We start from the raw sequence: 24157 nt of genomic DNA, 5'->3' as shown, positions 1-24157 counted from the left end.
ATACAATTATACAATTTTTATTCAACATATCAATAAGCCAAGATATTAACAACAATCAAGCTTAAAAATTAAACCAAATAATAAAATCAATCATATTTTAACAATATATTCAAAATATAAATTTTTTTAACCAAAATGCAGGATTTTCTTTTTTATTTAAACCTTGGATGGGAACACATTATTTCACTGGATGCCCTTGATCATCAGCTTTTTGTTCTGGCTTTAATTGCTGTTTATTCTTACAGTGACTGGAAAAAAATTCTGATTCTTGTTACGGCATTCACCATTGGACATTCCATTACATTAGCACTGAGTATTCTGGATATTTTCAGAGTTCCTTCCGACTGGGTGGAATTTTTAATTCCTTTAACCATTGTTCTGACCTCTCTGGATAATATTATCATGAAAAACCAGAAACAAACTCTGATGCGGGCCAACTATTATCTTGCACTGATCTTCGGCCTTGTTCATGGGATGGGATTTGCCAACACCGCAAGAGTAATGATTGCCAAAAGCCAGAGTATAGCCTTACCTCTGCTTGGCTTCAATATCGGACTGGAGCTTGGCCAGATTGTAATTGTTTTTGCTATTTTGATCGTCCTTTTCATTCTGCTCAATCTTTTTAAAGTGAATAAAAAAGACTGGATTTTATTTGTCTCTTCAGGCGTATTTGCTTTATCCCTAAAAATGACTTTGGAAAGAATTCCTTTTTAAAATTTAAATATTCATATTAATTCAACAGGTAATTACTATCTTTGATCATCAAAAAATCATTTCGGTTATGAAACTAAAAGTTGTTATACTTTCACTTTCTGTATTTGCATATACAGGTTTCACCGCACAAAATATTCAGAATAACCCAGGCAGCAATCATGGTAACAAGTTTGAGCAGCTGGGCACTATTCTGCCAACACCCAACATTTACAGAACGGCATCAGGAGCTCCCGGTCACGGATACTGGCAGAACAGGGCCGACTACAACATCACCGCTTATCTGGATGAGGATAAAAGAAACCTGAAAGGTTCAGAAACGGTAACTTATTACAACAATTCGCCTGATGATCTGGATTATATCTGGCTTCAGCTTGATGAAAATGAACATTCCAGCATTAGAAATGCCGGGTATGATACTTCATCTGTTCTTCACCCTTCAACAACAGACCAGCAGCTTAAAGTAACAGAACTTCCTGTTAAGGATAACGGGTATGGTGTAAGTCTTGAGAAAGTGACTGATGTTTCAGGTAGTCCTTTGAAATATACAGTCAACAAGACTATGATGCGTATTGATCTTCCCAAGGTTTTGAAAAAGGGTGAGAAATTCGTTTTCAAAGTAGACTGGAACTACAATATTCCCAATAGAATCAAAATGGGCGGCCGCGGCGGTTATGAAAATTTCCCTGAAGACGGCAACGATCTGTATACCATGGCACAATGGTATCCGAGAATGTGTGTGTATAGTGATTTCCAGGGCTGGCAGAACCACCAGTTTACCGGAAGAGGTGAATTTGCGCTGGTTTTCGGAGACTTTAAAGTTTCAATGAATGTTCCTTCCGATCATATTGTTGGCGGAACCGGAGAGTGTAAAAATTATGACCAGGTATTAACGTCTGATCAGCTGTCAAGATACAGAAAAGCTGAAAATGCTTCTGAACCTATTGAAATTGTAACTTTGGATGAAGCCAAGAAAGCGGAAAAAAATCATTCAAAACAAAGAAAAACATGGGTTTTTGAAGCGAAGGATGTTCGTGACTTTGCCTGGACTTCTTCCCGAAAATTTGTATGGGACGGAATGCGTGTAACCATTCCTGAAAACAATAATAAAGTAATGGCAATGAGCTTTTATCCAAAGGAATCTTATGGTCTTTACAGAAATTTTTCCACAAAAGCGGTTGCTCATACCATTAAAACCTATTCGGAATTTACCATTCCTTATCCATACCCTGTAGCCCAATCTGTAGAAGCGGCCAACGGAATGGAATATCCGATGATCTGTTTCAACTTCGGAAGAACCGAAAAGGACGGAACCTATTCTGAAGGGACCAAAAACGGAATGATCGGAGTTATCATCCACGAAGTTGGGCACAACTTCTTCCCTATGATCATCAATTCTGATGAAAGACAATGGGCATGGATGGACGAAGGTCTGAATACTTTTACAGAATACCTTACAGAAGAAAAGTGGGATAATAAATTCCCATCCAAAAGAGGACCGGCATGGACGATCGTAGATTATATGAAACTCCCGAAAGATCAGCTGGAACCTATCATGAGTAACTCTGAAAATATTGTTCAGTATGGGCCGAACGCCTATTCAAAACCTGCTACAGGACTGAATATTCTTCGTGAAACAATCATGGGAAGGGAACTTTTCGACAAAGCTTTTAAAACGTATGCCAAAAGATGGGCATTCAAGCATCCTGAACCCGCAGATTTATTCCGTACCATGGAAGATGCCAGTGGTGAAGACCTGGACTGGTTCTGGAGAGGATGGTTTTACGGTACAGATCCTGTAGACATCGCTATTGATAAAGTGACGGTAGCCGTTCCTGATCTTGAGACGAATCCTAAAGCTGCTGCTGAAGTGAAATATCAGGTAGAAAAACCATTGGTCAACAATTTTGAAGATCTTTCAAAAATCAGAAACAGAGAAGATAAGAATATTAAATTCTATGTAGACGGCGATAAGGATGTTCAGGATTTCTATTACAAATATGACAGAGGCCAGGAAAAGGTAGATAATAATAAGCAATATAGCATCAAAACCGAAGCTGGTCTTCCTTTAGATGCTAAGGATAAAGAGAAATTCAAAAATATTACAGGATATCAGATCGATTTTGTCAACAAGGGCGGATTGGTAATGCCTATCATTCTTGAGTTCACGTTTGAAGACGGTTCAAAAGTGTATGATAAATCTGCTGCACAGATCTGGAGGCTGAATGAACAAAAAGTTTCCAAGACTTATTATTTTGATAAGAAAGTGAAATCTATTCAGCTTGATCCCATGAGAGAAACTGCTGATATTGATACCACCAATAATTTCTGGAGCAGTACCGGAGCGGGTACTGAAACTTCTAAATTCCAGCTTTTCAAACAAAAACAGGAAGGCGGAAATGTAAGAGGAGGCTCAACCGGAAAGGTTAATCCAATGCAGGCTGCAGGAAAAAGTTAAAACCAGGAAGTTGTAAACTTTAACAAATACAGCACTACTTCGTATTAAAAAGAATAATTCTTTTTTTAATATGAAGTAGTGTTTTTTTTTGCTTAAATCTGCCTATCCAAAAGTTCAGTAATCAATTGAACTCCTGCAAATACCAACACCTGTTTTCCGTCTATAAAAAAATATAACAACCTGACTTAAAAAGTTTTATATTTGAATCACCATAACACCAAATGTCAAAAACCTGATTGACAATAAATGCTCAGGATTAAAAAAACAAAATATTACTTATGAAAAATGCCAAATTACTAAGCAGAGATGCTCAGAAAACCATCAATGGCGGGCTTGCTGCCAGACTCGTATGCTGCGAACGCGACGACAACGGAAAATGTACTTTATGGATCGGACCGGGACAAAATTGTCCTTAATCTGTAACCTGATAACAATTAAAATAAAGCCGGAGTTTTCCGGCTTTTCTGTTTTATATTCTCAAGCTCCGGATTTCGGATAAAAACCATTAATAACTGATAATCAAAATTTTATTATAAAAATTACAAACAAAAATATATCACATTATAAGGAAAAATAGTATCTTTGATTCACTTCTTTTACACCAAATGTCAAAATCCTGATTGACTTTAAATGTTCAGGGATATACAAAACAAAATATTATTAACTATGAAAAACGCTAAATTATTAAGCAGAGATGCTCAGAAATCAGTCAATGGCGGAGCAGCAGGACGTATTTGCTGTGAGTACAATTACAAAGGACAATGTATCCTGTGGATCGGACCGGGACAATATTGCCCATAGTTCCAATCCTTAGATAACAATTTAAGATAAAGCTGGAAATATTCCGGCTTTATTTTTTAACTTAAATGTTCTTTTACATTCTTTTTATAAGTTCTCCCTAACGGAAGCTCATCGCCGTTTTTCAAAAAAACATGGCTGGAATTATACGAATTAATATGTTCGGACAATACAATATAAGACTTATGGATCCGGATAAATCCCAAATGCTGGAATTTCTCTTCAAAATTGGACATTCTCTCCAGAATCATATATTTTTTCAAAGGCGTCATCAAAACAATATATTCACCGAATCCCTGTATCCACAGAATATCTTTAAGGAAAACCTTGTTCATCACATAATTGGATTTGAACATAATAAAGTCTTCCTGCTGCCGGCTGCCGGCCGAACTTTTAAACTGAACAAAATCCCTTGCTTTATGGACTGCTTTTTTAAAGGTATCAAAATCCACAGGCTTGATAAGATAATGAACGACATCCAGCTCAAAGGCTTTCACTGCATATTTTGTTTCCAGCGTAAGAAAAATACATAGCGGCGGATCAGGAAGCTGCTGCAAAAGCTCTACTCCATTAATCCCAGGCATATTAATATCGAAAACAACAAGATCTACTTTATTGGTTTTCAGAAATGCCAGTGCTTCTTCCGGTTTCTGAAATGAAGCCAGCAGTTCAACCTCTTCAAGCTGATCACAATATTGTTTTACAAGCTGTAATGCAGGATATTCATCATCTACATTTACGATAGTCAGGTTAGCCATTGATAATAATTGTTAAAGCAATTTTATACTGATCATTTTCTTTCGGGCCGGAATAGAACTCATACTGATCAGGATAAAATTTTTCCAATATATGAATTATGGCTTCATTTCCCAACCCGTGATAATCAGATTCAACCGCATGAGTTCTATCTTTCCCGACAGAATTTATAATTTCAAAATACAGTTCAGAGCGCTCAATATGACAGAATAATTTTATAAAAGCGTGAGCATCTTCTCCTATTGCTGAATGTTTTAAAGCGTTTTCAAATAAAGTCAAAAGTATAGCAGACGGAATTTCAGCAATTTCAAATTCTTCCTGATCTTCAATATCCATGACAATATCCAGCTGATTATTATATTTAAGCTGATACAAAGCGGCAAGTGCCTTCAGGGAAGAAAATTCCTGAGAAACGGTTACTTTTTCTTTTCCGCTGTCATAAATAATATATTTCAAAAGCTTGCTCAACTGCAAAATAGAATCCGATGTCTTCTCCGAATGGGTCACACTATTGGCATAGATATTATTAAGGGTATTCAGCAAAAAATGAGGGTTCAGTTTAGACTTCAGCAAATCAAGATAAAGCTGATCTTTCTCTTCTCCAAGGCTGATCACATCCTGTTCTATTAAAAATTTGTCTTTGGTAATTCCCAAAAAAGAGCCTACCAGAATGATGATTCCCTGTGAGATATACACGTTATACAAGAATCCGACGTGGTAGCCTTTACCACTGAAATCCATCTGAAAAACGGCAGGTCCCCAAAGAATTCTGAAAAGACTGGAGACTAAAAAGAGGATCAAAGCATAGAGGATAAACTCCGGGTATTTATTGGACAAATAGAACCGGGGAACCAGATAATAGTACACCAGATAGTAAATTCCCACATTGAAAATGGTGTTCAAAATAATGCTTATTACCAACTGAGTTGAGTCCAGGAAGTAGTTTTCGGTGAAATAAGTCATCAAAATGAAGATAAAAAGGAAAAAAATGTGCTGAAACCTCAACAAAAATTTCCAACGGTATTTCATAAGACTTTCCAGAATCTTACCACTAAATAAAATTCTGATAATCAATAATATAACAATAAAATTAATGATTAAAAACATAGTCCATACCTTATTTTGAAACGCCTCAAATATAAATATCTTTTTGCCTCAAAATGCAGTTCGTTGAGAAAAACTGTCATTGATTGAAAAATTCCAGAGCCGCTCTTTCTAATAAATATATTTGAAAAAGTACAATATTAACCCAATATTATATGAAAATCAATATAAAATTAACCCTTATTTTATCATTATGTTTATTCAACGGACTTTATAGTCAGAGTAAAGATAATTACAATATGTGGTTTCAGTACCTGATGTCGGCAAAACTTACCGATAAAAGTACTTTAACTGCACTTACCCAGTACCGTTCCTTCGATCTGGCTTATGACACAAGACTTTTTCTGGTAAATGCCTATGTAGATTATGAAGTAGCTGAAAATATAAGACCTGCCGCTGGAGCCATGTTTCTGATCCTTGAATCTTACAATGCTGACGATTCTAAAAAAATACGGTATGAAAAGAGACCATTCCAACAGGTAACTGCTGATTATTATATCGGAAGAACATCAATTTCCAACCGTCTCAGAGTGGAAGAGCGTTTTCTCAGCAACCCCGATGAATTTGAGGTAAGACTCCGGTATCTGATCTCTGTCCGTATTCCCTTCAACAAAAAAGGAGAAAAAGAAAAACTCTACGGTATTCTTAAAAATGAAATAAGAATGAATATGGATAAAGAAGAACCTTTCGACAGCAATCGTATTACCGCAGGCCTTGGAATAAAAGTGGGAAAAAATTCTGCTCTGGAACTGGCCTTTATCAATCAGATGGAAACCGGAAAAACAAGCAATTACGGATTTATAGGCTTCAGAAACAGTTTTGACTGGAGAAAAAAGAAACAACAATAACCTCATTAATATTTATAGATAACTATGCTTACATTTCTTGGTTTTTTAATGATTTTCATCTTCATGATCCTGATCATGAACAAAAAGATGACCCCGCTTACGGCTTTGGTCATTGTGCCGGTAACTATAGCCCTTTTTGCAGGCTTTGGTCCTCAGTTGGGAGACATGATGAAAAACGGTGTCAAAGAAATAGCTCTGACCGGTGTTATGCTGATCTTTGCGATCCTTTATTTCAGTTTAATGATAGACACGGGACTTTTTGAACCGTTAGTGAATATAATTTTAAAAGCAGTTGGAGACAATCCCATCAAAACAACCATAGGAACTGCTGTTCTTACATCATTGGTTTCATTGGATGGTGATGGTTCATCCACCTATTTAATTGTCGTGGCTGCTATGCTTCCGTTGTATAAAAAACAAGGGATGAATCCGCTGATTCTTACCTGTATTATTATGCTTGCCGGGCAGATTATGAATATTCTTCCCTGGGGAGGACCAACAGCAAGGGTAATGAGTTCCCTGAAGCTTGGCCACACTGAAATATTTGTGCCTATGATTCCTATTATGGCAATAGGTATCCTGTGGGTTATATTTGTTGCCTATATTTTGGGAAGAAAGGAAAAAATACGAATCGCAAAACATGGTAAGTTTACACGCTACAACAGCAATGATATTATTGGCGAAGCAGATCCTGCACTTCGCCGCCCGAAACTGATTCTGATCAATCTTGCTCTTACCATTACCCTTTTGGTAGTCATGATTCTTGATATTGTTCCTTTAGGGATTGCCTTTATGATTGCTTTCTGTATCGCTTCCATCATCAATTATCCCAAATTAAAGGACCAGCAGAAAATCATTTCCAAACATGCAGGAAATGCCCTTTCAGTGGCCGGAATGATCTTTGGAGCCGGAATTTTTACAGGAATCCTGAACGGATCGGGTATTATGCAGGCAATGGGAAACAGTATGATAGAAATAGTTCCTAAGAGCTGGGGCGGTTATATGAATATTGTGACAGCCTTATTCAGTATACCGTTTACTTTTTTCCTATCCAATGATGCCTACTACTTTGGAATATTGCCTATTATCGTTGCTACCGGTCATCAATTGGGAATTTCACCGGAAATATTGGGAAGAGCAAGTCTTATCGGGCAGGGTTCTCACCTTCTCAGTCCATTGGTTCCGTCTACTTATCTGTTGGTATCGCTGGCGGGTGTGGAGTTTTCAGATCATTTGAAATATACATTAAAGTGGGCCTTAGGATCATCAGTCATCATGTTGCTGAGTGCATTGATTCTTGGTATTATATAAGGTTATATCTTTGAATTTCGTAATCTTATTATCTATAAAAAAGTGAATGATGAAAACTGTTAAGCAAAAAACATTTACAGACTCCTATTTAAGAAACCTTACCCTGTATGTTTTCACGGCTATTATCTGTGGCGCATTAACGGGTTATTATTTTCCGGAAGTCGGTAAACAGCTGGAAAAGGTAAGCAGTTACTTTTTTATGCTTCTTGAAGTGTTGATCATTCCTGTTATTTTCATTGCGGTGACCTATGGCGTAAGCTATATTTTCAGCACTAAAAATGCTTTTAAAATTGTAATCCAGATGGTTCTGTATTTTTTAATCATCACTTCCATAAGCATTGTATTGGGAATCGGGTCCGGTCTTCTTTTAAAGCCGGGAGCCAACACGGGAATTATTATTTCTTCGCACAAGGCACTTCCGGAAAGATTTTTAACAACGGCCAGCAACCCACTGCATATCAGCAACTATGTACTTTTTCTTTTCATATCCATATCTGCGGGAGTTGTGATTGGTATTTCGAAGAAGAGAAATAACATCTTTAAAGCTTTAGACGCAGGAAGAAATTTGTTTTTCAGGCTCATCAAATATGTGTATCTGTTTCTGCCAATAGTCATTTTCTGTAACATCGCTTATGGCATTTCGGTATATGGAATCAATACTTTGCTGCCTTTAAGTAAAATTGTGGCCACCGTGTATCTTACCAGTGTATTTTTTATTTTCGGAATATTAGGGATTGTAACGGCTTACTTTAAAATCAACCTCTGGGAATTTTTAATCAGTATCAAAGAAGAAATTATTCTGGTAGTAGCCACTTCTTCTTCCAAGATGGCATTCCCTATGATTTTTGATAAAATGGAATCTCAGGGTTATGACCGGAAGATTCTTCGTCTTATTATTCCTCTCGGGTACAATTTTAATCTGGCAGGAGCTTGTATTTATCTTTCTATTTCATGTATTTTCCTCGTTCAGCTTTACAATATTTCCCTTACGCCAATGGATTATTTCTGGCTTTTTATCACCATTTCCATTGCTTCCAAAACAGCTTCGGGAGTACCGGGATCAGGCTTCCTTGCGCTGATGTTTACCCTAAGCAGGTTTGGAAAAATTCCTACCACAGATCTTGCGCTGTTGTACAGTGTAGACCGCTTTATGAATGAAGCCAGATCTGTCACCAATTTCATCGGCATTTCAGTTTCTGCTGCCATTATTTCAAAACTTAATCAAAATTCTATTCCTTTAAAAAATGATGTTTCCTGATTTTACCCACCTTTTCAATGACATATTACAAAACCCTGCAAAATCGGCTGCCATTATCGGCAATCTGATCCTTATCGAAAGCCTTCTCTCCGTAGACAATGCTGCCGTATTGGCGACCATCGTCATGGACCTGCCCGAACATCAAAGAAAAAAAGCCCTGAAATATGGAATTCTTGGAGCTTATATATTTCGAGGGCTTGCTCTTATTTTCGCCTCCGTACTCATTTCCGTCTGGTGGCTGAAACCACTGGGAGGATTATACCTGATCTATATTTCCTTTGACTGGTTTGTCAAAAAAATAAAAAACACAAATGATGAAGAAAATCCGGAGGAAAACCCGGACAAAGAATCCAGCTGGCTGTATAAAAATTCGATCGGGCTGTTGGGGCAGTTCTGGGCAACGGTTGCTATTGTGGAGGTAATGGATCTTGCTTTCTCCATAGATAATGTCTTTGCGGCAGTCGCTTTTTCAGACAATTTACTTCTGATTACGTTGGGGGTTTTTATTGGAATTTTAGCGATGAGATTTATTGCGCAGTGGTTTGTCCGTTTGATGCAGGTATTTCCTTTTCTGGAAACGGCAGCTTTTATTGTCATTGCTATTTTAGGAATTAAATTAAGCCTGTCCTTATACGAGCACTTCTACCCTGCTAATGCATTCGCTCATTTCTTAGGCAGCCATACCATGGAAATTTTAGTTTCCGCCATTACCGTTCTGTTGTTTGTAGTGCCTGTAGCCACCAGTTATCTTTTGGGATTTCCGGCCCGCAAAAAATAATTTTTCTGCCAAATTTTCACATTCGGAAATAAAAATCTGCCATTTCAGCCATCAGCGTCTCATGGCATACATTTAGAGAATTACAACACAGAAATAATTAAAAAAATTAAATATATTATGTCAGTAAACTTTAAACCATTGGCAGACAGAGTTCTGGTAGAGCCAATCGCAGCAGAAACTAAAACAGCTTCAGGAATCATTATCCCGGACACTGCAAAGGAAAAGCCGCAAGAAGGTACTGTAGTAGCAGTAGGTCCTGGTAAAAAAGACGAGCCTACAACGGTTCAGGTAGGTGACAAAGTACTTTATGGTAAATATTCAGGTTCTGAATTGAAGTTGGAAGGTAAAGATTATTTGATCGTAAGAGAAGCTGATTTATTGGGAATCATCGGTTAAGCTTCTGGCTATTGGCTTCTGGCAAATGGCTTTTTTTCTACATGAAAATTAATGTATGAGAGATTTTAAAAAGTTTGAAGTATGGCAATTAAGTCATCAGTTGACATTGAAAATTTATACTTCAACCAGAAGTTTTCCAAAAGAGGAAATTTTTGGACTCACCTCTCAAATCAGAAGATCATTTGCATCTATTGGATATAATATCTCAGAAGGAAGCGGCAGAAATTCAGATAAAGAATTTGCCAATTTCATTAATATTGCTCTGGGATCATCCAATGAAGCCGAAAACCAATTAATTCTCGCCAAAGATTTAGGATACATTCATGAAAATGATTATCACAATCTTTTGGAAGAGTTGACAACATTAAAAAAGAAGCTTGTCACTTTGTGGAACAGGCTCAATGGAAATTAAAAATTAAAGTTAAACACGCGAATTGCAAAAGCTAAAAGCAAAAAGCAAGTCGCCAAAAGCTAAACAAACATGGCAAAAGAAATAAAATTCGATATTGAATCAAGAGACGCTCTAAAAAGAGGGGTTGATGCATTAGCAAATGCAGTAAAAGTAACTTTAGGTCCTAAAGGGAGAAACGTAGTAATCGAAAAATCTTTCGGTGCTCCACACGTAACTAAGGATGGTGTTTCTGTAGCAAAAGAAATCGAACTTGAAGATAAGGTAGAAAACATGGGAGCTCAGATGGTAAAAGAAGTAGCTTCCAAAACCAATGATATCGCAGGAGACGGTACTACTACCGCTACTGTATTGGCACAGGCTATCGTAAGAGAAGGTCTTAAGAACGTAGCGGCTGGTGCTAACCCTATGGATCTTAAAAGAGGGATCGACAAAGCAGTAACGGCTGTTGTTGAAAACCTTAAATCTCAATCTCAGGAGGTTGGAGATTCTTCAGAAAAAATCAAGCAGGTCGCTTCTATCTCTGCCAATAACGATGATACCATCGGTTCTCTAATTGCTGAAGCGTTCGGAAAAGTTGGTAAAGAAGGAGTAATCACTGTAGAAGAGGCTAAAGGTACTGATACAACAGTAGACGTTGTAGAAGGTATGCAGTTCGACAGAGGATACCAGTCACCTTACTTCGTGACGAACCCTGAGAAAATGTTAGCTGAACTTGAAAACCCATATATCCTTTTAGTAGAGAAGAAAATTTCTTCAATGAAAGAATTGCTACCGGTTCTTGAGCCAATTGCACAAGGTGGTAAGTCTCTATTAATTATCTCTGAAGAAGTTGAAGGGGAAGCTTTAGCTACTTTGGTGGTAAACAAATTAAGAGGTTCTCTTAAAATTGCTGCTGTAAAAGCTCCGGGATTCGGAGACAGAAGAAAAGCAATGTTAGAAGATATCGCTATCCTTACAGGTGGACAGGTGATCTCTGAAGAGCAAGGTTTCACTATGGAAAACATCTCTTTAGATATGCTTGGAACTGCTGAGAAAGTAACGATCGACAAAGACAACACTACAGTTGTAAACGGTGGTGGTGACGAAGCGAAAATCAAAGGAAGAGTAGCTCAGATCAAAGCTCAGATGGAAACTACAACTTCTGACTACGACAGAGAAAAACTTCAGGAAAGATTAGCTAAGTTAGCTGGTGGTGTGGCTGTACTTTATGTAGGTGCTGCTTCTGAAGTAGAAATGAAAGAGAAAAAAGACAGAGTAGATGATGCTCTACACGCTACAAGAGCTGCTGTAGAAGAAGGTATCGTTGCAGGTGGTGGTGTTGCTTTGGTAAGAGCCATCTCTGCGCTTGACAATCTTTCAGGATCTAACGCTGATGAAACTACAGGGATCAAGATCGTGAAAAGAGCCATCGAAGAGCCATTAAGACAAATCGTTGCCAACGCAGGTGGTGAAGGTTCTGTAATCGTTGCTAAAGTAGCAGAAGGATCAGGAGACTTCGGATACAACGCGAAAACTGACGAGTATGTTCACATGCTTGAAGCAGGTATCATTGACCCAACTAAAGTAACAAGAGTTGCCCTTGAAAACGCAGCTTCTGTATCTGGAATGCTTTTAACAACTGAATGTGTTATCACTGAAGTGAAGAGCGCTGAACCAGCTATGCCAATGGGTGGTGGAATGCCAGGAATGATGTAACAGCGTGTCGCTGAGACAAATTAATATACTAACCGCTTTGCTTTTGTAGGGCGGTTTTTTTATACAGAAAATCCAATGGACTTTCTACTTGAAATTTTATTTGTAATTGCACACATTATATATGGGCGTAATACGTAAATTTGAATGTTATCGGCAATCCGATAAACTAATGATATACAAAATTTAATAAAGAATTGAATGACAAAAAAAATAGTAGTTTTGATTATAACCTGGTTAGTTTTTGTTTTTGCTGACTACTTTTGTCTCCCCTATTTTGTTCAACCATTTTCTTGGCTTTTAGTGTGTATAATCTTGCTAATTTTAACAGTAAGACAAGTCATAAAATTAATTAAAGAAAAGAAAAACATAAAGGCAAACAGAATAATAAATCTTTCAGTAACATTGAGTTTATTTGTTCTAACGTTTTACAATTTCAACAAAATCCCCAACTCCATTATTGAAAAAATTGACTGGAGTATTTCTTACAATAAGCGCAATCAAATAGTAAAAGATGTTTTAACAGAAAAATTGAAACCCAATACAAAAATGAATAATGGCATTTGTAAACTTTCATTTGACTTCCCCATTATTTCAAATGGCGGAAATGATATTTGGATTTATCAAAATAAAACAGAAGGCACAAAAACTATCAAATTCTGGATTTCTCGTGGCTTTTTCGAAGCACCACAAACCTATTTTATATTCACAAATGATAATGAGACACAAAAGCAATATGAAGAACTAATAAAAGTAAAACCTGTATATAATTGGAAATTAGAAAAAAATTGGTACCGGATAATGGAACGAGATTAATTTTTTAATAAAAATTATCGCACTCGATAAAGGTGCTAAACTATACGATATTAGATGACCTCGGATACAATGCTAAAACTGACGAGTACGTTCACATGCTTGAAGCAGGTATCATTGACCCCACTAAAGTAACAAGAGTTGCCCTTGAAAACGCAGCTTCTGTTTCCGGAATGCTTTTAACCACTGAATGTGTAATCACTGAAGTGAAGAGCGCTGAACCAGCTATGCCAATGGGTGGTGGAATGCCAGGAATTATTCAACAACGTGTCGCTGAGACAATTTAATATTACTAACCGTTCTCTTTTTACAAGAAGGTTTTTTATATGGTTTCCCATAAGGAAATATTATTAATTTAGTGATATATTTAGTAGCATAAAAACAGATTATTGCAGAGTATACCTCTGTCATCCCAAAAATATTTATAAAACAAAATGATTAATCCAGAAAATTCGAAAGAAATTATAGGTGAAATAAAAGCACTAACTCCCGAAATTTATTCAGATGTAGCTAAGCCTGCCTTACAAGAAATAGGAAGTGTGGCAGGAAGAACAACAAAAGCCTTATTAGCGCCCTTAAGAGGAATGTTATGGGGCTGGGAAAAAATCGAAGAACTTATTGAAGAACAAATTAACAAGAAAATAAATAAAATACCTGAAGAAAAAAGGAAATCTCCTGAACCAGAAATTGCCATTCCTCTTTTACAAGCTCTTTCTTATACAGCAAATAATGAAACATTGAGAGAAATGTATATTAATTTACTTAGTAATTCAATGGATCTAGATAAGATAAATATTGTTCACCCATCATTTGTTGAAATTATCAAACAAATGAATTCCTTAGATGCTAAAGTTTTTGAAATGCTATCAATTTCTACAGGATACCAAAAAGTTTTAAATCCAAAAATATCTCTAAAAGGACAGAATAAATTTATTGCTGAAGCAACTCCTAAATGGTACCTAGGCTGGACAATTGAAAATTATTCAGAATTTGATATTTCTGCGAGCTTAATACGATTAAGCAAATTTGGATTAATTGAATTAATGTTTAATCAAACAACAGGCGACGCAAATTATACAGATTTAATTGAAATGCCTTTTCTTCAAAAATTATTAATAGAAACTCAAAACGAACATGCAGAACTGGAATTAGAAATTAGAGCTGACAAAAGTGTTCTATATGTGAATGAATATGGAATGCAATTTAAAAGAGCTTGTAAACCTGACTAAAATAATTACTGCTCACTAATCAAGGTTTCTTGAGCTTCCAATAAAACACTCCTAGTTACCACACGATTGTATCATGGGACTTTGACTTTGAGATTATACTATTAGAATGTTTAATTTGTAATACTATTATCATACAAGAATTTGTGCAACAGCTCCAAGGCAATTTAATATACGAACCATTCTACTTTTGTAGAGTTTTCTGGTTTTTATGGTTTCCCATAATTTTAATAAATATTATTTTATACTTTTATAGTTAATAAAATTATTATTTTATACATCAAAACTAAATAGCTAAATGAAAGTATTCTTATCACATAGTTCTAAACAAAAAAGCTTCGTTGAAATCGTTGCTAATAAATTAGGAAAAAATAAAATTATCTATGATCAATATTCATTTGAGGCAGGTGAAAAGACATTAGATGAAATTTATAAAGGTATTGAAACATCGGGTATATTTGTATTTTTTATTTCAAAAGATTCATTAGATAGTACTTGGGTTCAAAAAGAAATTTTACGAGCTGAAGAATTCATAAAGAAAGGGAAATTAAAAAAATTTTTACCTATAATAATTGATTCTAATATTACTCATAGTGATTTACTAATACCCCAATGGATTAAGGATAGTTATAACTTAAAGTACTTTTCAAAGCCTACAAAAGTATATGATTTAATCAGACAAAGTTTAGTGCTTGTAAATTGGGATCTATATCCTAATAAAAAAGAACTAAACCAGTTATTTATTGGCAGAACGGCACAAATAAAGGAATTTGAACAGCGAATTTATGATTTTAATTTACCTTCACCATCAACAATTGTAATTAGTGGATTACACAATATAGGGCGAAGAAAGTTTTTAAAGCATGCTTTAACAAATTCTAATAATATAGGTCAAAATTATGAAGCACCAAATATTTTTTTAGATAATAGAAATTCGATTGAGGACTTTATTGTAAAATTATATGGTCTAGGTTATTCGGAATTACAAAATGACGAAATCACAAATTTATCAACTAAAGATATTGATAGTAAAGTGGAAATAGCCTTTCAATTGTTACTAGAGTTGGAAAAAAGTAATGATATATTATTAATTGTAGATAGTTTTAGCATAATTTCATCAAATGGACAAATTGTTGATTGGTATTTAAAATTATTGGATAAGCTTAAGAATATTGACAAAATATTAGTTTGTATTATTAGTAGTTCAAAGTTGAAAGTTTTAAAGTATCTATCCTACCCGAATCTTTTTTCAATAAATATACCTGAATTAGAACCATACGAAAGAGCAAGCCTATTTCAAGCACTGTTGAAATTAGATGAACTAAGTATTAACAGAGCAAATTTTAGTAAGATTTCTAATTTGTTCAGTGGATATCCAGAACAAATAACTTTTACAACTGAATTATTAAAACAAGAAGGCGAACATTATTTAATTGAACACCTTAACGAAATTATCGATTATAATTCTGAAAAAGTCAGTAGAGTCTTAAGAAATTTTTCAGATAATAAATTAGCTATACAAATTTTAAAGATTCTTTCTGATTCTGAGTGTATTAGTATACTTTTTTTACAAGAAATATTAGGAAAAGACTTTGTTGATGCTGAAACAATTTTATCAGACTTTAGTAACTCGTTCATAATTGAGTTTTTAGGATCAAACAAAGAATTTATTAGACTTAATGATTCGATAAAAGATTATGTTCAAAGAATCAATTATACACTTGATTCACAATATAATCAAAATATAAGTAATCATATTAAAAATAATTTTCAAAAATATGAATCTCTTGAAAGTGATACTTCAGAATATATATTAACTGTAAAAGAATCTCTTAAACGCAATTTAAATATCCCAAAGGAATTTTTAATTCCTTCTCATTATTTAAATGCAATGCGTGAATTATATAATAATGAACGAAGATATAATGATGTAATTGTTTTAGCCGATAGAATATTACTGAATGAAAATTACTTAGATAAAAAAATAGTTAAAGAAATAAGATATTGGTTATGTTTAGCATTAAGTAGAAAAAGAGATGAAAGACTGTTGAAGGAGGTTCAATTTATAGATGGTGCTGATCATAGTTTTTTATTAGGCTTTTATTATCGAATGAAGAACAGAAATGATGATGCTATAGAAAGATTTAATGAAGTTTTAAAAATAAATCCAAAATTTTATCGTGCAAAGAGAGAGTTAGTTCAAGTATATATAAATGTTGAAAGATATAGTGACGCTCTTTTCCTTGCAAAAGATAGTTACTTAATTGACAAAAATAACCCTTTCAATCTTCAAAGTTATTTTAGGTGTTTAATAAAAACTGACGGATTTGCAAATAAACATGAGCTACAACAATTACTTCTTGAACTTAAAAAAAATCCACATGAAAAATCCAGAGAAATGTTCTTAACATGTAAAGCACAATATGAATGTTTTATCGTAGGTGATATTTATAATTCTCTTAATCATGTTAACGATGCTATTTCCATTTTTACAACTAATATATATCCATACCTTACAAAATTAGACATTCTTAAAAAATTTGAATTATACTCAGATATTGAAAAATTTGTAAATGAAATAAATGAAAAATTTGATAAAGATTCAGATATTTTTAGTAAACTAATGTATATTAAATCCTTAATATATATAAGTATTCATAGAGGTGATAAAGAAAACGCTTTAAAAATTTATTACAGTAAAATTGATGGCAGATATAATCAATCTGTTTATGATAACATTTTATTTGAAATCAATAAAATTTAATTAATCTCCCCTGCTTGTAAAGTCTCCCGACTTTGCACTCACAAAAAAAACAAAATCCGAAGTTCCCACTTCGGATTTTTTATAATCCCACCTCATCTAAAATACCTCACTCTCCCATTTCCTATCCCCCAACTTTTACTTATATTTGTTTCTATAACGTACACAAATATGCAAAACAAAAAAATACATCAGGGGAGAAATATCAAGCGTTTTAGGGAGATGTTGGGCATCAAGCAGGAGGCTTTGGCTTTTGATCTTGGTGAAGACTGGAACCAGAAGAAGATTTCGCTTTTGGAGCAGAAAGAAACTGTAGAAGAGGATATTTTAGAAAAGATTTCCCAGATTCTGAAAGTTCCTGTGGAAGCTATTGAGAATATGGATGAAGAACAAGCAGTGAATATTATTGCTAATACTTTCCATGATTCTTCTGCTTTTGCTTATACCGCAAATATAAAACCTACTTTTCATCCGCTTGAACAAGTATTAGAATTACATAAAGAAAAAATGGAATTGTACGAAAGGATGCTGAAAGAAAAAGATGAAATGATGGCCAGACTGGAGCAGCTAATTCAAAAATAAAAAAAAAACTAATAACCAACCCTTCATGAAACTCTATACTTTCATAGCAGTATTATTCTTGCTGTCCTTCAGCTGTGCAAAAAAAGACCAATACAGTGTTGGCCAGGAATGGAACTACAAAACCCGACCCACCGAAAAAAACTCAACACTTACCATATTAAAGATTGAAGAATATCCTGAAACCGGAAAAGTAATTCATATTTCTGTCAACGGTTTGAAGATGAAAAACCCTGCCAGCCCTACTGGATATGCAGAAAACCTCAGCCATCTTCCCCTATCAGAAGAAGCTTTGAACAAAAGTGTCATCAGCCTGAAAAAAGAGGCCTACAAAAAACCGGACTCCCTTGAAATGGATGGTTATTCTTACTGGAAAAAAGAATTTGATAAAGGAAATGCCGGGATATTTACGATTCCTGTTTCTGAAATCGTAAGTACAATGGAGAAATCTATTATTGCAGGGGATTATACTAAATAAAATACCTACATCACAAAGTCTCTGGACTTCAGAAACAAACTATATAATTTAGAATTATCCTTGTTACTGGTATGAAAAACTTTAGTCTGATTTTAGCTTTATTACTTTTTTTATCTTGCAACCCACAGAAAAAATTGCAGGGAACCTATAAATCCAACAAAGCTGAATTTGGTTTCTTCGTCACCAAGATAGATTTTAAGAATAACAATGAATTTAATTATGTGTTTTCCGGAGATCTTCAACATCAGGAACTTTCCGGGCATTATACGGTAAGCGGCCATAATTTGTATTTAAAATTCAATAAAAATAAAGAAGAGGTCGAATCTGTACATGATTCATTAACAATAGCTGACATGTTATCCGGCAACTATAATAATTATGATTTAAAAAACGAAAACGGGATCAACTACCATTTAAAATATAAAATCAAAGGAAATAAGCTCTTTGTTTATGACATCAAAAGTGGGCAACTAAAAAGAAAATCAAAAGTATATACTAACCAAAGGAAGTATGTATTTTGGGGCACCCGGTGGAAATACCAAACAGTTTATCTAAAAAAAATATAGTCCTGGAATGTTAATTTAATATCTAAATAAAATCAGAATGAAAATTAATTGCAACAAATGTAAAAATGAAGTGATTACTCTAAAATTTTCTGAAGAACAAAAGCTTGATCTTTATATTTTGATGCAAAACGATTTAAAATTATTTGCTGAAAAAAAAATAATTGACGAATTCAATGTAGACAAAAATGAAGCAAGAATTATTATTCAACATGTAAACAATAGAAATGGCAGATGTGCAGAATGTGGGTTTGAAAAATTGAATGGAGAATATACTGAATGTCCCAATTGTGGTGCTTTTAATTTTAATCTTAATGAACCAGTGTTTAATATGGAATTTTGCAGTCATTTAGAATGGTCTTTGGATTTTAAAAACATTGAAAATGAAAAAATAAAATATTATGCTAAGAGTTTTTGGTGTGATGGTATACATCATTTACCCGAAGACACAAAATCTTTACTTTATCATAATATTGAAAACAACAAGCAAATAATAACAAAAGCCTGGATTGGATATGGTGGCAATGAAATTTATGAAATGAAAATCAAGTTTGGGAAAAAAGCTATAGAAAATTATAAAAATAATAAAAGTTTAATCGAATGTATTCCAGGAAATAATGAAGTTCCGAATTGGATAAAGTTATTTATGGAAGATAAAAAGATTGAAATTCAATTAAAATAATAACTGTTGTTAACGCGAGTTTTAACCATTGTAGAAGACAGTAACTTTGCTCTACAAGATCTCCCGACTTTGCTCCTCACCCGCTGCCGTACAATTGTAGCCTGTGGCTTTGATTTTATATTATAAGAATCTTAATTTATAATATTATAACCGCACGAAAGGATTCTTGCAGCAACGGGGACATTCAGCAGCCTCTAAAAAAATAAAGCAACCCGAAGTCTGGACTTCGGGTTGCTTATACGAATATAATCTCCAATTACTCTGAATTTGGAAAATGTAAGGTATTCAGTATAAATGGGCATTTAAAGTGAATACTGGGCCGTTTAATACTGCTGCAATAAATACTTTAAAATATCTGTAGTAGTCACAATACCTTTTAGCTGGTCATTTTCTACCACCGGAACAGAATGAAAACTATGTTCGGATAAAATCTCTGCTACCTCTTTTATGGTAGTCTCAGGATTTACAGTGAGAGGAGCTTTTGTCATCACCTGCGAAATAGTAAATACGTCGTATACCACTGCTGACACTGGAATATCTTCCGTATCATCCGATTGTTCTACATCCGCATAGCTGATTTTTAATAAATCACTATAACTTAATACGCCTAATAACTTTTGATTTTCGACAACCGGAATATGCCTGATTTTATTTTTTTTAAATAAATTTTCAGCCTCATACAATGATTGTGTAAGATTGAGTGTAATCAGGTCTTTAGTCATAATTTGGGAAATTGGAACTCTTTGTTTCATAGCATTTTTGTTTAGATTATTGTGAAAATTTACAATGAAAAACGAACCTTAAATCCCTTTTTCATACTCAAAGTTAGCGAAGAAACATCTGCCTCATCATACCATTGCAGCTGATATTTATCAATTTTCCCCGCTGTATGATATGTTACATATCATGGTTCCATTTTTGTAATTTTTCGAAGAAATCCCTAACTTTAGTATATCATTTTCAATAATTTACGAAAAAACCATTCCACATTCTATGACACTAAGCAAGCAACAATATAGCTTTTTGTCCTCATCTAAAATACCCGCTCCCCCACCTACCGCACGATTGTATTGTATGGCTCGGTTAAAACTATATAATTTATAATACTGTAACCACACGAAAGGATTCGTGCAGGTAGCATGGTATTGCTGGAATTTGGGGTTGAATGTTAGCAATAGAACTATTTGTTTCAGAAATCTTCGTAATTTTACACGGATTATGCTTCGGTTGCCCCCGAAACTACAGCAATACCCGAAACGTTAGCAGAAATTTTATCATATACATCGCTTATCAAGCAAAACTTATGAAATTAAAACCAATTATTATTTTATCATCTGTACTTTTACTTACAAGTTGCGTAAAAGTTTGGAATCAGATGAGTGAATTGAAGCCACTTGAAGAGTACTCTACTCAAAACGCAAATATCCAAGAAAAAAATGTGATGGATGCGAAAATCACTTTCATTAACGATAAAACGATTGATGGAAAAATTAGAGGTCAAAAAAATATAATTTATGGATTTCTAAATGAAACTTCAATAAACAAATTTCTTCAAATTTATGATAAGACAGGAAAAAAAGAATACATCTATTTCCAACTCCTAAAAGAAATAACTATTAAAGATTATAACGGAAACGAAAGAAGATTTGTGAATAGAGGTTCTGAATATAAATCTTTGCAGGAGAACTTTTATGATGGAAAAATTAAATGGTTTAGAGAATATTACAATAACGCATATGATGGAAGCGTTCAGATAAAAGATCATTTCATCAATGAAAAAAATCAAGAAGTGAATGTTGGCACATTCAATAGTATGAAAAATAAACTGAAAGAAATTACCTCTTCAAAACCTGAATTATCTTCAAAAATTGAAAATACATCAACATTTGACAAAGAAACTGTTATTAGAATTTTAAAAGAATATGAACAATAAGAAAAATTTCTGATAACATCGGTTTTGCAATAGTGGGGCGAACCCACGCTCCGCAAAGTCTGGAGACTTTGCGCCATCATAAAAAACAAAATCCGAAGTCTCCCACTTCGGATTTTTTATATCCCTCCGCCTAAAATACCCCACTCTCCCGCTCCGCAAAGTCTCCCGACTTTGCGAAAAAAAATAAAGCACCTCTACCCTCTTCTATAAATCCTTCAGCCTCCGTTACAGGTTCCTCCAGCCACTTCATGAAGTATCTCCAGCCCCTTCCATAAGTCCTTACAGCCCCTTGGGTAAGGAAGTATCTCCCCTTCGGAACGGCCTTTACCCCCTTATGCAACCCCCTATAACCACTTCCTAAAGCCCCTCCAACCCCTTCCATAAGTCCCTTTACCCCCTTGGATAAGGGGCTATACCCCCTTCATGAACCCCCTATATCCCCTTTGGTAAGGGGGTAGCGATACCTGATGAAATATAAAGTGTGATTGAAATCGACCATTTTTTAGAAAAATAACCTCATGCTTGTCTGAATAAAGTAATTTTAAAATTCTCTTCAACTTTTTCCTATCTTTAAACCATGATTATCCTATTAAAGTCCGGTACTAAAAATAAATCCGGACTCCTATAAAGAAAATCAGATAAAACAAACACATTAAACCTCATACCATTGAAAACAAAATTATTAATCCTTTCATTTTTGGGCTCACTGCTCGCCCATGCACAAACACTTCAATTTAAAACGCTCGCCAATATGTCTGCAGGCAGAGGAGCCCTATCCAGTGTCATCGTAGATGATAATATCTATGTGAGCAACGGATATCAGGAAAGCGGAGGTATGGCCAATTATATTGAAAAATACAATATTACAAACAACAAATGGAGTGTTCTCAATGCAACTATCACTCCCAAAAAATTTGCTAATGCGGAGACGTATAATAATAAAATGTATATTTTTAACGGTTGGGGAAACAGCCATCTTGAAATTGTAGATCTTGAAACACTGAAAGTAACGAAGGGAGCTGTGAACCGTTCGTATACAGGAAATGCAGGTTCTGCCATCCATAACGGGAAAATATATGTGTTCGGCGGAAGCGGACTGAACGGCGCTGCAACCACTGCATTTTCCAACAGATTCCAATATTATGATATTGCTTCAGATACCTGGCATCCCTTACCGGATATGCCCACCGCCAGAGAAGCAAAGGGAAAAATTGTGAATGATAAATTGTATGTCATTGGCGGTTTCAACGGTACTTCATCCCGCCTGATCAATATCTACGACATCAATACCAATCGCTGGACCGATCAGATTACGATGCCGGCCGGGATATCAGGACATTCATTAGCGGTATCCGGTGATAAGATTTTTATTGCAGGAGGCTATAATAATCAGACGTTTATGGCCTACTTTGATACCGCAACCCATAAATTCCACCAGCTGTCATCCAATATGATTCCCAGAAGACACGCTGCAGCGGAAGTTTATAACAATAAATTATACATCATCGGCGGAAGTACAACGTCCGTAACCAAATCAGCTATTAAAAGTACACAGGCAGCTCATATTTCTGAGCATGCACTCTCATCAAATACAGCCAATGAAGATCGTGAGACCAAAACAAGAGTGTATACCAACGCATCTAAAGACGGTTTTATCATCAGCAATAAAAATAACAGCAATCAGTTTGAATTTACCGTCTACTCTTTAGATGGAGAAGTGATCAACAGGGGCTTTGCCTATTATAACAGAAATATAGATTTATCCAAAGTACAAAGAGGAACTTATATTTTCAGCTTTAAAGATGAGAAAGGGGTTTTACAGAAGATTAAAATTGTAAGATGACAGTAAGTGTTATTTATTAGATATTTGCATTAGCACCATAATCCATTAAAACAGCTTTGATGGATTTACAGGATTTGAAAACCAATAACCATACTATGACTGCTCAGGAACTTCAAACATTACTCACCGAAAGAGCTGAAAAATTTCATCTCAAAAATGAAGCATTTCACACGCTCCAAAAAATACTCTCAGAAGATCCTGAAGAATTGATAGGAGGCTTTGCCCGCCACGAAATTACTTTTGTATTTGAGGGATACCAATATCTGATTGAACAGCAATACCGGGAACCTGTTATCCGGGCAAGAATAAGTCTTTGTGTGGAAAATGAAATCTATCTTAAAAACCTGGAATCCATCGGGTACTATGATCTTGAAATGGATTTTGATGGCGAAATAGTAGATGACTGGTTTGTTATCGAAAAGGAGAAATATCTGAAAGACATCGGAATCATATCCTATTTTCAGGACATGAACAAAAAGATGCCTCCGCACTTTTTAAAAGGAAATCATGGCGAATATGAATTTGTTTCCTATATATCCTTAGTTGGAACACTATTCATAAGCAAAGATTTTGAAGGCTCCGGAGTATTTGTCGACCGAGCAAGCACTTATTTAAAAGATCATTCTTTACCTGATAAAGATTACTTAAAGGAATGCAGGTATTTCCTGAAAATAATGAGCCGCTACCTGATAGAAAATAACCTGGTTTCTGAAGAACTGAAACAGAAATTAGAAGATTATAAGATTAATAAGTGACA

24 protein-coding genes and 1 pseudogene are annotated in these 24157 nt (G+C 34.8%); 22 read left to right on the top strand and 3 right to left on the bottom strand.

From position 1 onward, the window contains the following. Nucleotides 1–135 precede the first annotated feature (135 nt). From ACLI50_RS06625 to ACLI50_RS06610, 4 genes are all read left to right on the top strand, one after another. Nucleotides 136–714, top strand: a complete 579-nt coding sequence (locus tag ACLI50_RS06625; RefSeq protein WP_227943265.1) for a HupE/UreJ family protein — start codon at nucleotides 136–138, stop codon at nucleotides 712–714. Nucleotides 715–781: 67 nt separating this feature from the next. Continuing rightward, nucleotides 782–3169 carry a M1 family metallopeptidase gene (locus ACLI50_RS06620; protein WP_411413416.1) on the top strand — a complete coding sequence of 796 codons (2388 nt, stop codon included), beginning with the start codon at nucleotides 782–784 and terminating at the stop codon, nucleotides 3167–3169. A 278-nt stretch (nucleotides 3170–3447) separates the two neighbouring features. Beyond that, nucleotides 3448–3585: a hypothetical protein gene (locus ACLI50_RS06615; protein ID WP_167348788.1), complete on the top strand. Its 138-nt coding sequence runs from the start codon at nucleotides 3448–3450 to the stop codon at nucleotides 3583–3585. Between the two features lie 250 nt (nucleotides 3586–3835). Further along, complete coding sequence (locus ACLI50_RS06610) at nucleotides 3836–3970, top strand: hypothetical protein (RefSeq protein WP_262486832.1); 135 nt, start codon at nucleotides 3836–3838, stop codon at nucleotides 3968–3970. Nucleotides 3971–4026: 56 nt separating this feature from the next. On the opposite strand, the gene ACLI50_RS06605 is transcribed toward ACLI50_RS06610, so the two are convergent. Continuing rightward, complete coding sequence (locus tag ACLI50_RS06605) at nucleotides 4027–4725, bottom strand: LytR/AlgR family response regulator transcription factor (protein ID WP_411413415.1); 699 nt, start codon at nucleotides 4723–4725, stop codon at nucleotides 4027–4029. Continuing rightward, on the bottom strand, nucleotides 4718–5686 hold the full coding sequence (locus ACLI50_RS06600; protein WP_343640734.1) for a sensor histidine kinase: 969 nt from the start codon (nucleotides 5684–5686) through the stop codon (nucleotides 4718–4720). The genes ACLI50_RS06605 and ACLI50_RS06600 overlap by 8 nt, the downstream gene beginning before the upstream one ends. A 296-nt stretch (nucleotides 5687–5982) precedes the next feature. On the opposite strand from ACLI50_RS06600, the gene ACLI50_RS06595 reads away from it, so the two are divergent. From ACLI50_RS06595 to ACLI50_RS06525, 15 genes and pseudogenes are all read left to right on the top strand, one after another. Further along, on the top strand, nucleotides 5983–6675 hold the full coding sequence (locus ACLI50_RS06595) for a DUF2490 domain-containing protein (protein WP_411413414.1): 693 nt from the start codon (nucleotides 5983–5985) through the stop codon (nucleotides 6673–6675). A 24-nt stretch (nucleotides 6676–6699) separates the two neighbouring features. Continuing rightward, a complete protein-coding gene (locus tag ACLI50_RS06590; RefSeq protein ID WP_411413413.1) occupies nucleotides 6700–7986 on the top strand; it encodes a CitMHS family transporter in 1287 nt (428 codons plus the stop codon). Nucleotides 7987–8032: 46 nt separating this feature from the next. Further along, nucleotides 8033–9244 carry a cation:dicarboxylate symporter family transporter gene (locus tag ACLI50_RS06585; protein WP_411413412.1) on the top strand — a complete coding sequence of 404 codons (1212 nt, stop codon included), beginning with the start codon at nucleotides 8033–8035 and terminating at the stop codon, nucleotides 9242–9244. After that, nucleotides 9231–10022: a TerC family protein gene (locus ACLI50_RS06580; protein WP_411413411.1), complete on the top strand. Its 792-nt coding sequence runs from the start codon at nucleotides 9231–9233 to the stop codon at nucleotides 10020–10022. The genes ACLI50_RS06585 and ACLI50_RS06580 overlap by 14 nt, the downstream gene beginning before the upstream one ends. A 117-nt stretch (nucleotides 10023–10139) precedes the next feature. Next, on the top strand, nucleotides 10140–10418 hold the full coding sequence (locus ACLI50_RS06575) for a co-chaperone GroES (protein WP_002976538.1): 279 nt from the start codon (nucleotides 10140–10142) through the stop codon (nucleotides 10416–10418). 55 nt (nucleotides 10419–10473) lie between these two features. Further along, nucleotides 10474–10830 (top strand): four helix bundle protein, encoded by a 357-nt coding sequence (locus ACLI50_RS06570; protein WP_110008151.1) that lies wholly within the window; start codon nucleotides 10474–10476, stop codon nucleotides 10828–10830. A 69-nt stretch (nucleotides 10831–10899) separates the two neighbouring features. Continuing rightward, on the top strand, nucleotides 10900–12525 hold the full coding sequence (groL, locus tag ACLI50_RS06565) for a chaperonin GroEL (protein WP_062675889.1): 1626 nt from the start codon (nucleotides 10900–10902) through the stop codon (nucleotides 12523–12525). A gap of 198 nt (nucleotides 12526–12723) precedes the next feature. After that, entirely contained in the window at nucleotides 12724–13338 is a 615-nt protein-coding gene (locus ACLI50_RS06560; RefSeq protein WP_411413410.1) for a hypothetical protein, read from the top strand. A 56-nt stretch (nucleotides 13339–13394) separates the two neighbouring features. Further along, nucleotides 13395–13622, top strand: a pseudogene (locus ACLI50_RS06555) (hypothetical protein); the annotation flags it as partial. Between the two features lie 147 nt (nucleotides 13623–13769). Continuing rightward, a complete protein-coding gene (locus tag ACLI50_RS06550) occupies nucleotides 13770–14564 on the top strand; it encodes a DUF4393 domain-containing protein (RefSeq protein ID WP_411413409.1) in 795 nt (264 codons plus the stop codon). 295 nt (nucleotides 14565–14859) lie between these two features. Further along, on the top strand, nucleotides 14860–17325 hold the full coding sequence (locus ACLI50_RS06545) for a TIR domain-containing protein (protein WP_411413408.1): 2466 nt from the start codon (nucleotides 14860–14862) through the stop codon (nucleotides 17323–17325). Between the two features lie 168 nt (nucleotides 17326–17493). Next, nucleotides 17494–17904, top strand: a complete 411-nt coding sequence (locus ACLI50_RS06540; RefSeq protein ID WP_278352428.1) for a helix-turn-helix domain-containing protein — start codon at nucleotides 17494–17496, stop codon at nucleotides 17902–17904. A gap of 25 nt (nucleotides 17905–17929) precedes the next feature. Next, nucleotides 17930–18379, top strand: a complete 450-nt coding sequence (locus tag ACLI50_RS06535; protein ID WP_411413407.1) for a hypothetical protein — start codon at nucleotides 17930–17932, stop codon at nucleotides 18377–18379. A 71-nt stretch (nucleotides 18380–18450) separates the two neighbouring features. Continuing rightward, nucleotides 18451–18945 (top strand): hypothetical protein, encoded by a 495-nt coding sequence (locus tag ACLI50_RS06530; protein WP_411413406.1) that lies wholly within the window; start codon nucleotides 18451–18453, stop codon nucleotides 18943–18945. 37 nt (nucleotides 18946–18982) lie between these two features. Further along, a complete protein-coding gene (locus ACLI50_RS06525) occupies nucleotides 18983–19624 on the top strand; it encodes a hypothetical protein (RefSeq protein WP_411413405.1) in 642 nt (213 codons plus the stop codon). Between the two features lie 323 nt (nucleotides 19625–19947). On the opposite strand, the gene ACLI50_RS06520 is transcribed toward ACLI50_RS06525, so the two are convergent. Continuing rightward, entirely contained in the window at nucleotides 19948–20376 is a 429-nt protein-coding gene (locus ACLI50_RS06520; RefSeq protein WP_202841377.1) for a CBS domain-containing protein, read from the bottom strand. Nucleotides 20377–20927: 551 nt separating this feature from the next. Between ACLI50_RS06520 and ACLI50_RS06515 the strand changes: the two genes are divergently transcribed. The 3 genes from ACLI50_RS06515 to ACLI50_RS06505 all read left to right on the top strand — a co-directional run bounded on the left by ACLI50_RS06515 (nucleotide 20928) and on the right by ACLI50_RS06505 (nucleotide 24155). Beyond that, complete coding sequence (locus ACLI50_RS06515; RefSeq protein WP_146207821.1) at nucleotides 20928–21557, top strand: hypothetical protein; 630 nt, start codon at nucleotides 20928–20930, stop codon at nucleotides 21555–21557. A 667-nt stretch (nucleotides 21558–22224) separates the two neighbouring features. Next, on the top strand, nucleotides 22225–23400 hold the full coding sequence (locus tag ACLI50_RS06510) for a Kelch repeat-containing protein (RefSeq protein WP_395971696.1): 1176 nt from the start codon (nucleotides 22225–22227) through the stop codon (nucleotides 23398–23400). A gap of 59 nt (nucleotides 23401–23459) precedes the next feature. Beyond that, nucleotides 23460–24155: a hypothetical protein gene (locus ACLI50_RS06505; protein ID WP_411413404.1), complete on the top strand. Its 696-nt coding sequence runs from the start codon at nucleotides 23460–23462 to the stop codon at nucleotides 24153–24155. Nucleotides 24156–24157: the final 2 nt, after the last annotated feature.

Origin of the sequence: Chryseobacterium cupriresistens (assembly GCF_046614675.1) — a bacterium.
Classification (GTDB): Bacteria; Bacteroidota; Bacteroidia; order Flavobacteriales; family Weeksellaceae; genus Chryseobacterium; species Chryseobacterium cupriresistens.
The sequence above is the reverse complement of the archived record's forward strand: the minus strand, read 5'-3'. Positions and strand labels throughout refer to the sequence as shown.

Excerpts from the sequence above, each read along its gene's own strand:
- ACLI50_RS06625 (WP_227943265.1), top strand. The coding sequence starts at position 136 with ATGCAGGATTTTCTTTTTTATTTAAACCTTGGATGGGAACACATTATT.
- ACLI50_RS06620 (WP_411413416.1), top strand. The coding sequence starts at position 782 with ATGAAACTAAAAGTTGTTATACTTTCACTTTCTGTATTTGCATATACA.
- ACLI50_RS06615 (WP_167348788.1), top strand. The coding sequence starts at position 3,448 with ATGAAAAATGCCAAATTACTAAGCAGAGATGCTCAGAAAACCATCAAT.
- ACLI50_RS06610 (WP_262486832.1), top strand. The coding sequence starts at position 3,836 with ATGAAAAACGCTAAATTATTAAGCAGAGATGCTCAGAAATCAGTCAAT.
- ACLI50_RS06605 (WP_411413415.1), bottom strand. The coding sequence starts at position 4,725 with ATGGCTAACCTGACTATCGTAAATGTAGATGATGAATATCCTGCATTA.
- ACLI50_RS06600 (WP_343640734.1), bottom strand. The coding sequence starts at position 5,686 with ATGACTTATTTCACCGAAAACTACTTCCTGGACTCAACTCAGTTGGTA.
- ACLI50_RS06595 (WP_411413414.1), top strand. The coding sequence starts at position 5,983 with ATGAAAATCAATATAAAATTAACCCTTATTTTATCATTATGTTTATTC.
- ACLI50_RS06590 (WP_411413413.1), top strand. The coding sequence starts at position 6,700 with ATGCTTACATTTCTTGGTTTTTTAATGATTTTCATCTTCATGATCCTG.
- ACLI50_RS06585 (WP_411413412.1), top strand. The coding sequence starts at position 8,033 with ATGATGAAAACTGTTAAGCAAAAAACATTTACAGACTCCTATTTAAGA.
- ACLI50_RS06580 (WP_411413411.1), top strand. The coding sequence starts at position 9,231 with ATGATGTTTCCTGATTTTACCCACCTTTTCAATGACATATTACAAAAC.
- ACLI50_RS06575 (WP_002976538.1), top strand. The coding sequence starts at position 10,140 with ATGTCAGTAAACTTTAAACCATTGGCAGACAGAGTTCTGGTAGAGCCA.
- ACLI50_RS06570 (WP_110008151.1), top strand. The coding sequence starts at position 10,474 with ATGAGAGATTTTAAAAAGTTTGAAGTATGGCAATTAAGTCATCAGTTG.
- groL (WP_062675889.1), top strand. The coding sequence starts at position 10,900 with ATGGCAAAAGAAATAAAATTCGATATTGAATCAAGAGACGCTCTAAAA.
- ACLI50_RS06560 (WP_411413410.1), top strand. The coding sequence starts at position 12,724 with ATGACAAAAAAAATAGTAGTTTTGATTATAACCTGGTTAGTTTTTGTT.
- ACLI50_RS06550 (WP_411413409.1), top strand. The coding sequence starts at position 13,770 with ATGATTAATCCAGAAAATTCGAAAGAAATTATAGGTGAAATAAAAGCA.
- ACLI50_RS06545 (WP_411413408.1), top strand. The coding sequence starts at position 14,860 with ATGAAAGTATTCTTATCACATAGTTCTAAACAAAAAAGCTTCGTTGAA.
- ACLI50_RS06540 (WP_278352428.1), top strand. The coding sequence starts at position 17,494 with ATGCAAAACAAAAAAATACATCAGGGGAGAAATATCAAGCGTTTTAGG.
- ACLI50_RS06535 (WP_411413407.1), top strand. The coding sequence starts at position 17,930 with ATGAAACTCTATACTTTCATAGCAGTATTATTCTTGCTGTCCTTCAGC.
- ACLI50_RS06530 (WP_411413406.1), top strand. The coding sequence starts at position 18,451 with ATGAAAAACTTTAGTCTGATTTTAGCTTTATTACTTTTTTTATCTTGC.
- ACLI50_RS06525 (WP_411413405.1), top strand. The coding sequence starts at position 18,983 with ATGAAAATTAATTGCAACAAATGTAAAAATGAAGTGATTACTCTAAAA.
- ACLI50_RS06520 (WP_202841377.1), bottom strand. The coding sequence starts at position 20,376 with ATGAAACAAAGAGTTCCAATTTCCCAAATTATGACTAAAGACCTGATT.
- ACLI50_RS06515 (WP_146207821.1), top strand. The coding sequence starts at position 20,928 with ATGAAATTAAAACCAATTATTATTTTATCATCTGTACTTTTACTTACA.
- ACLI50_RS06505 (WP_411413404.1), top strand. The coding sequence starts at position 23,460 with ATGGATTTACAGGATTTGAAAACCAATAACCATACTATGACTGCTCAG.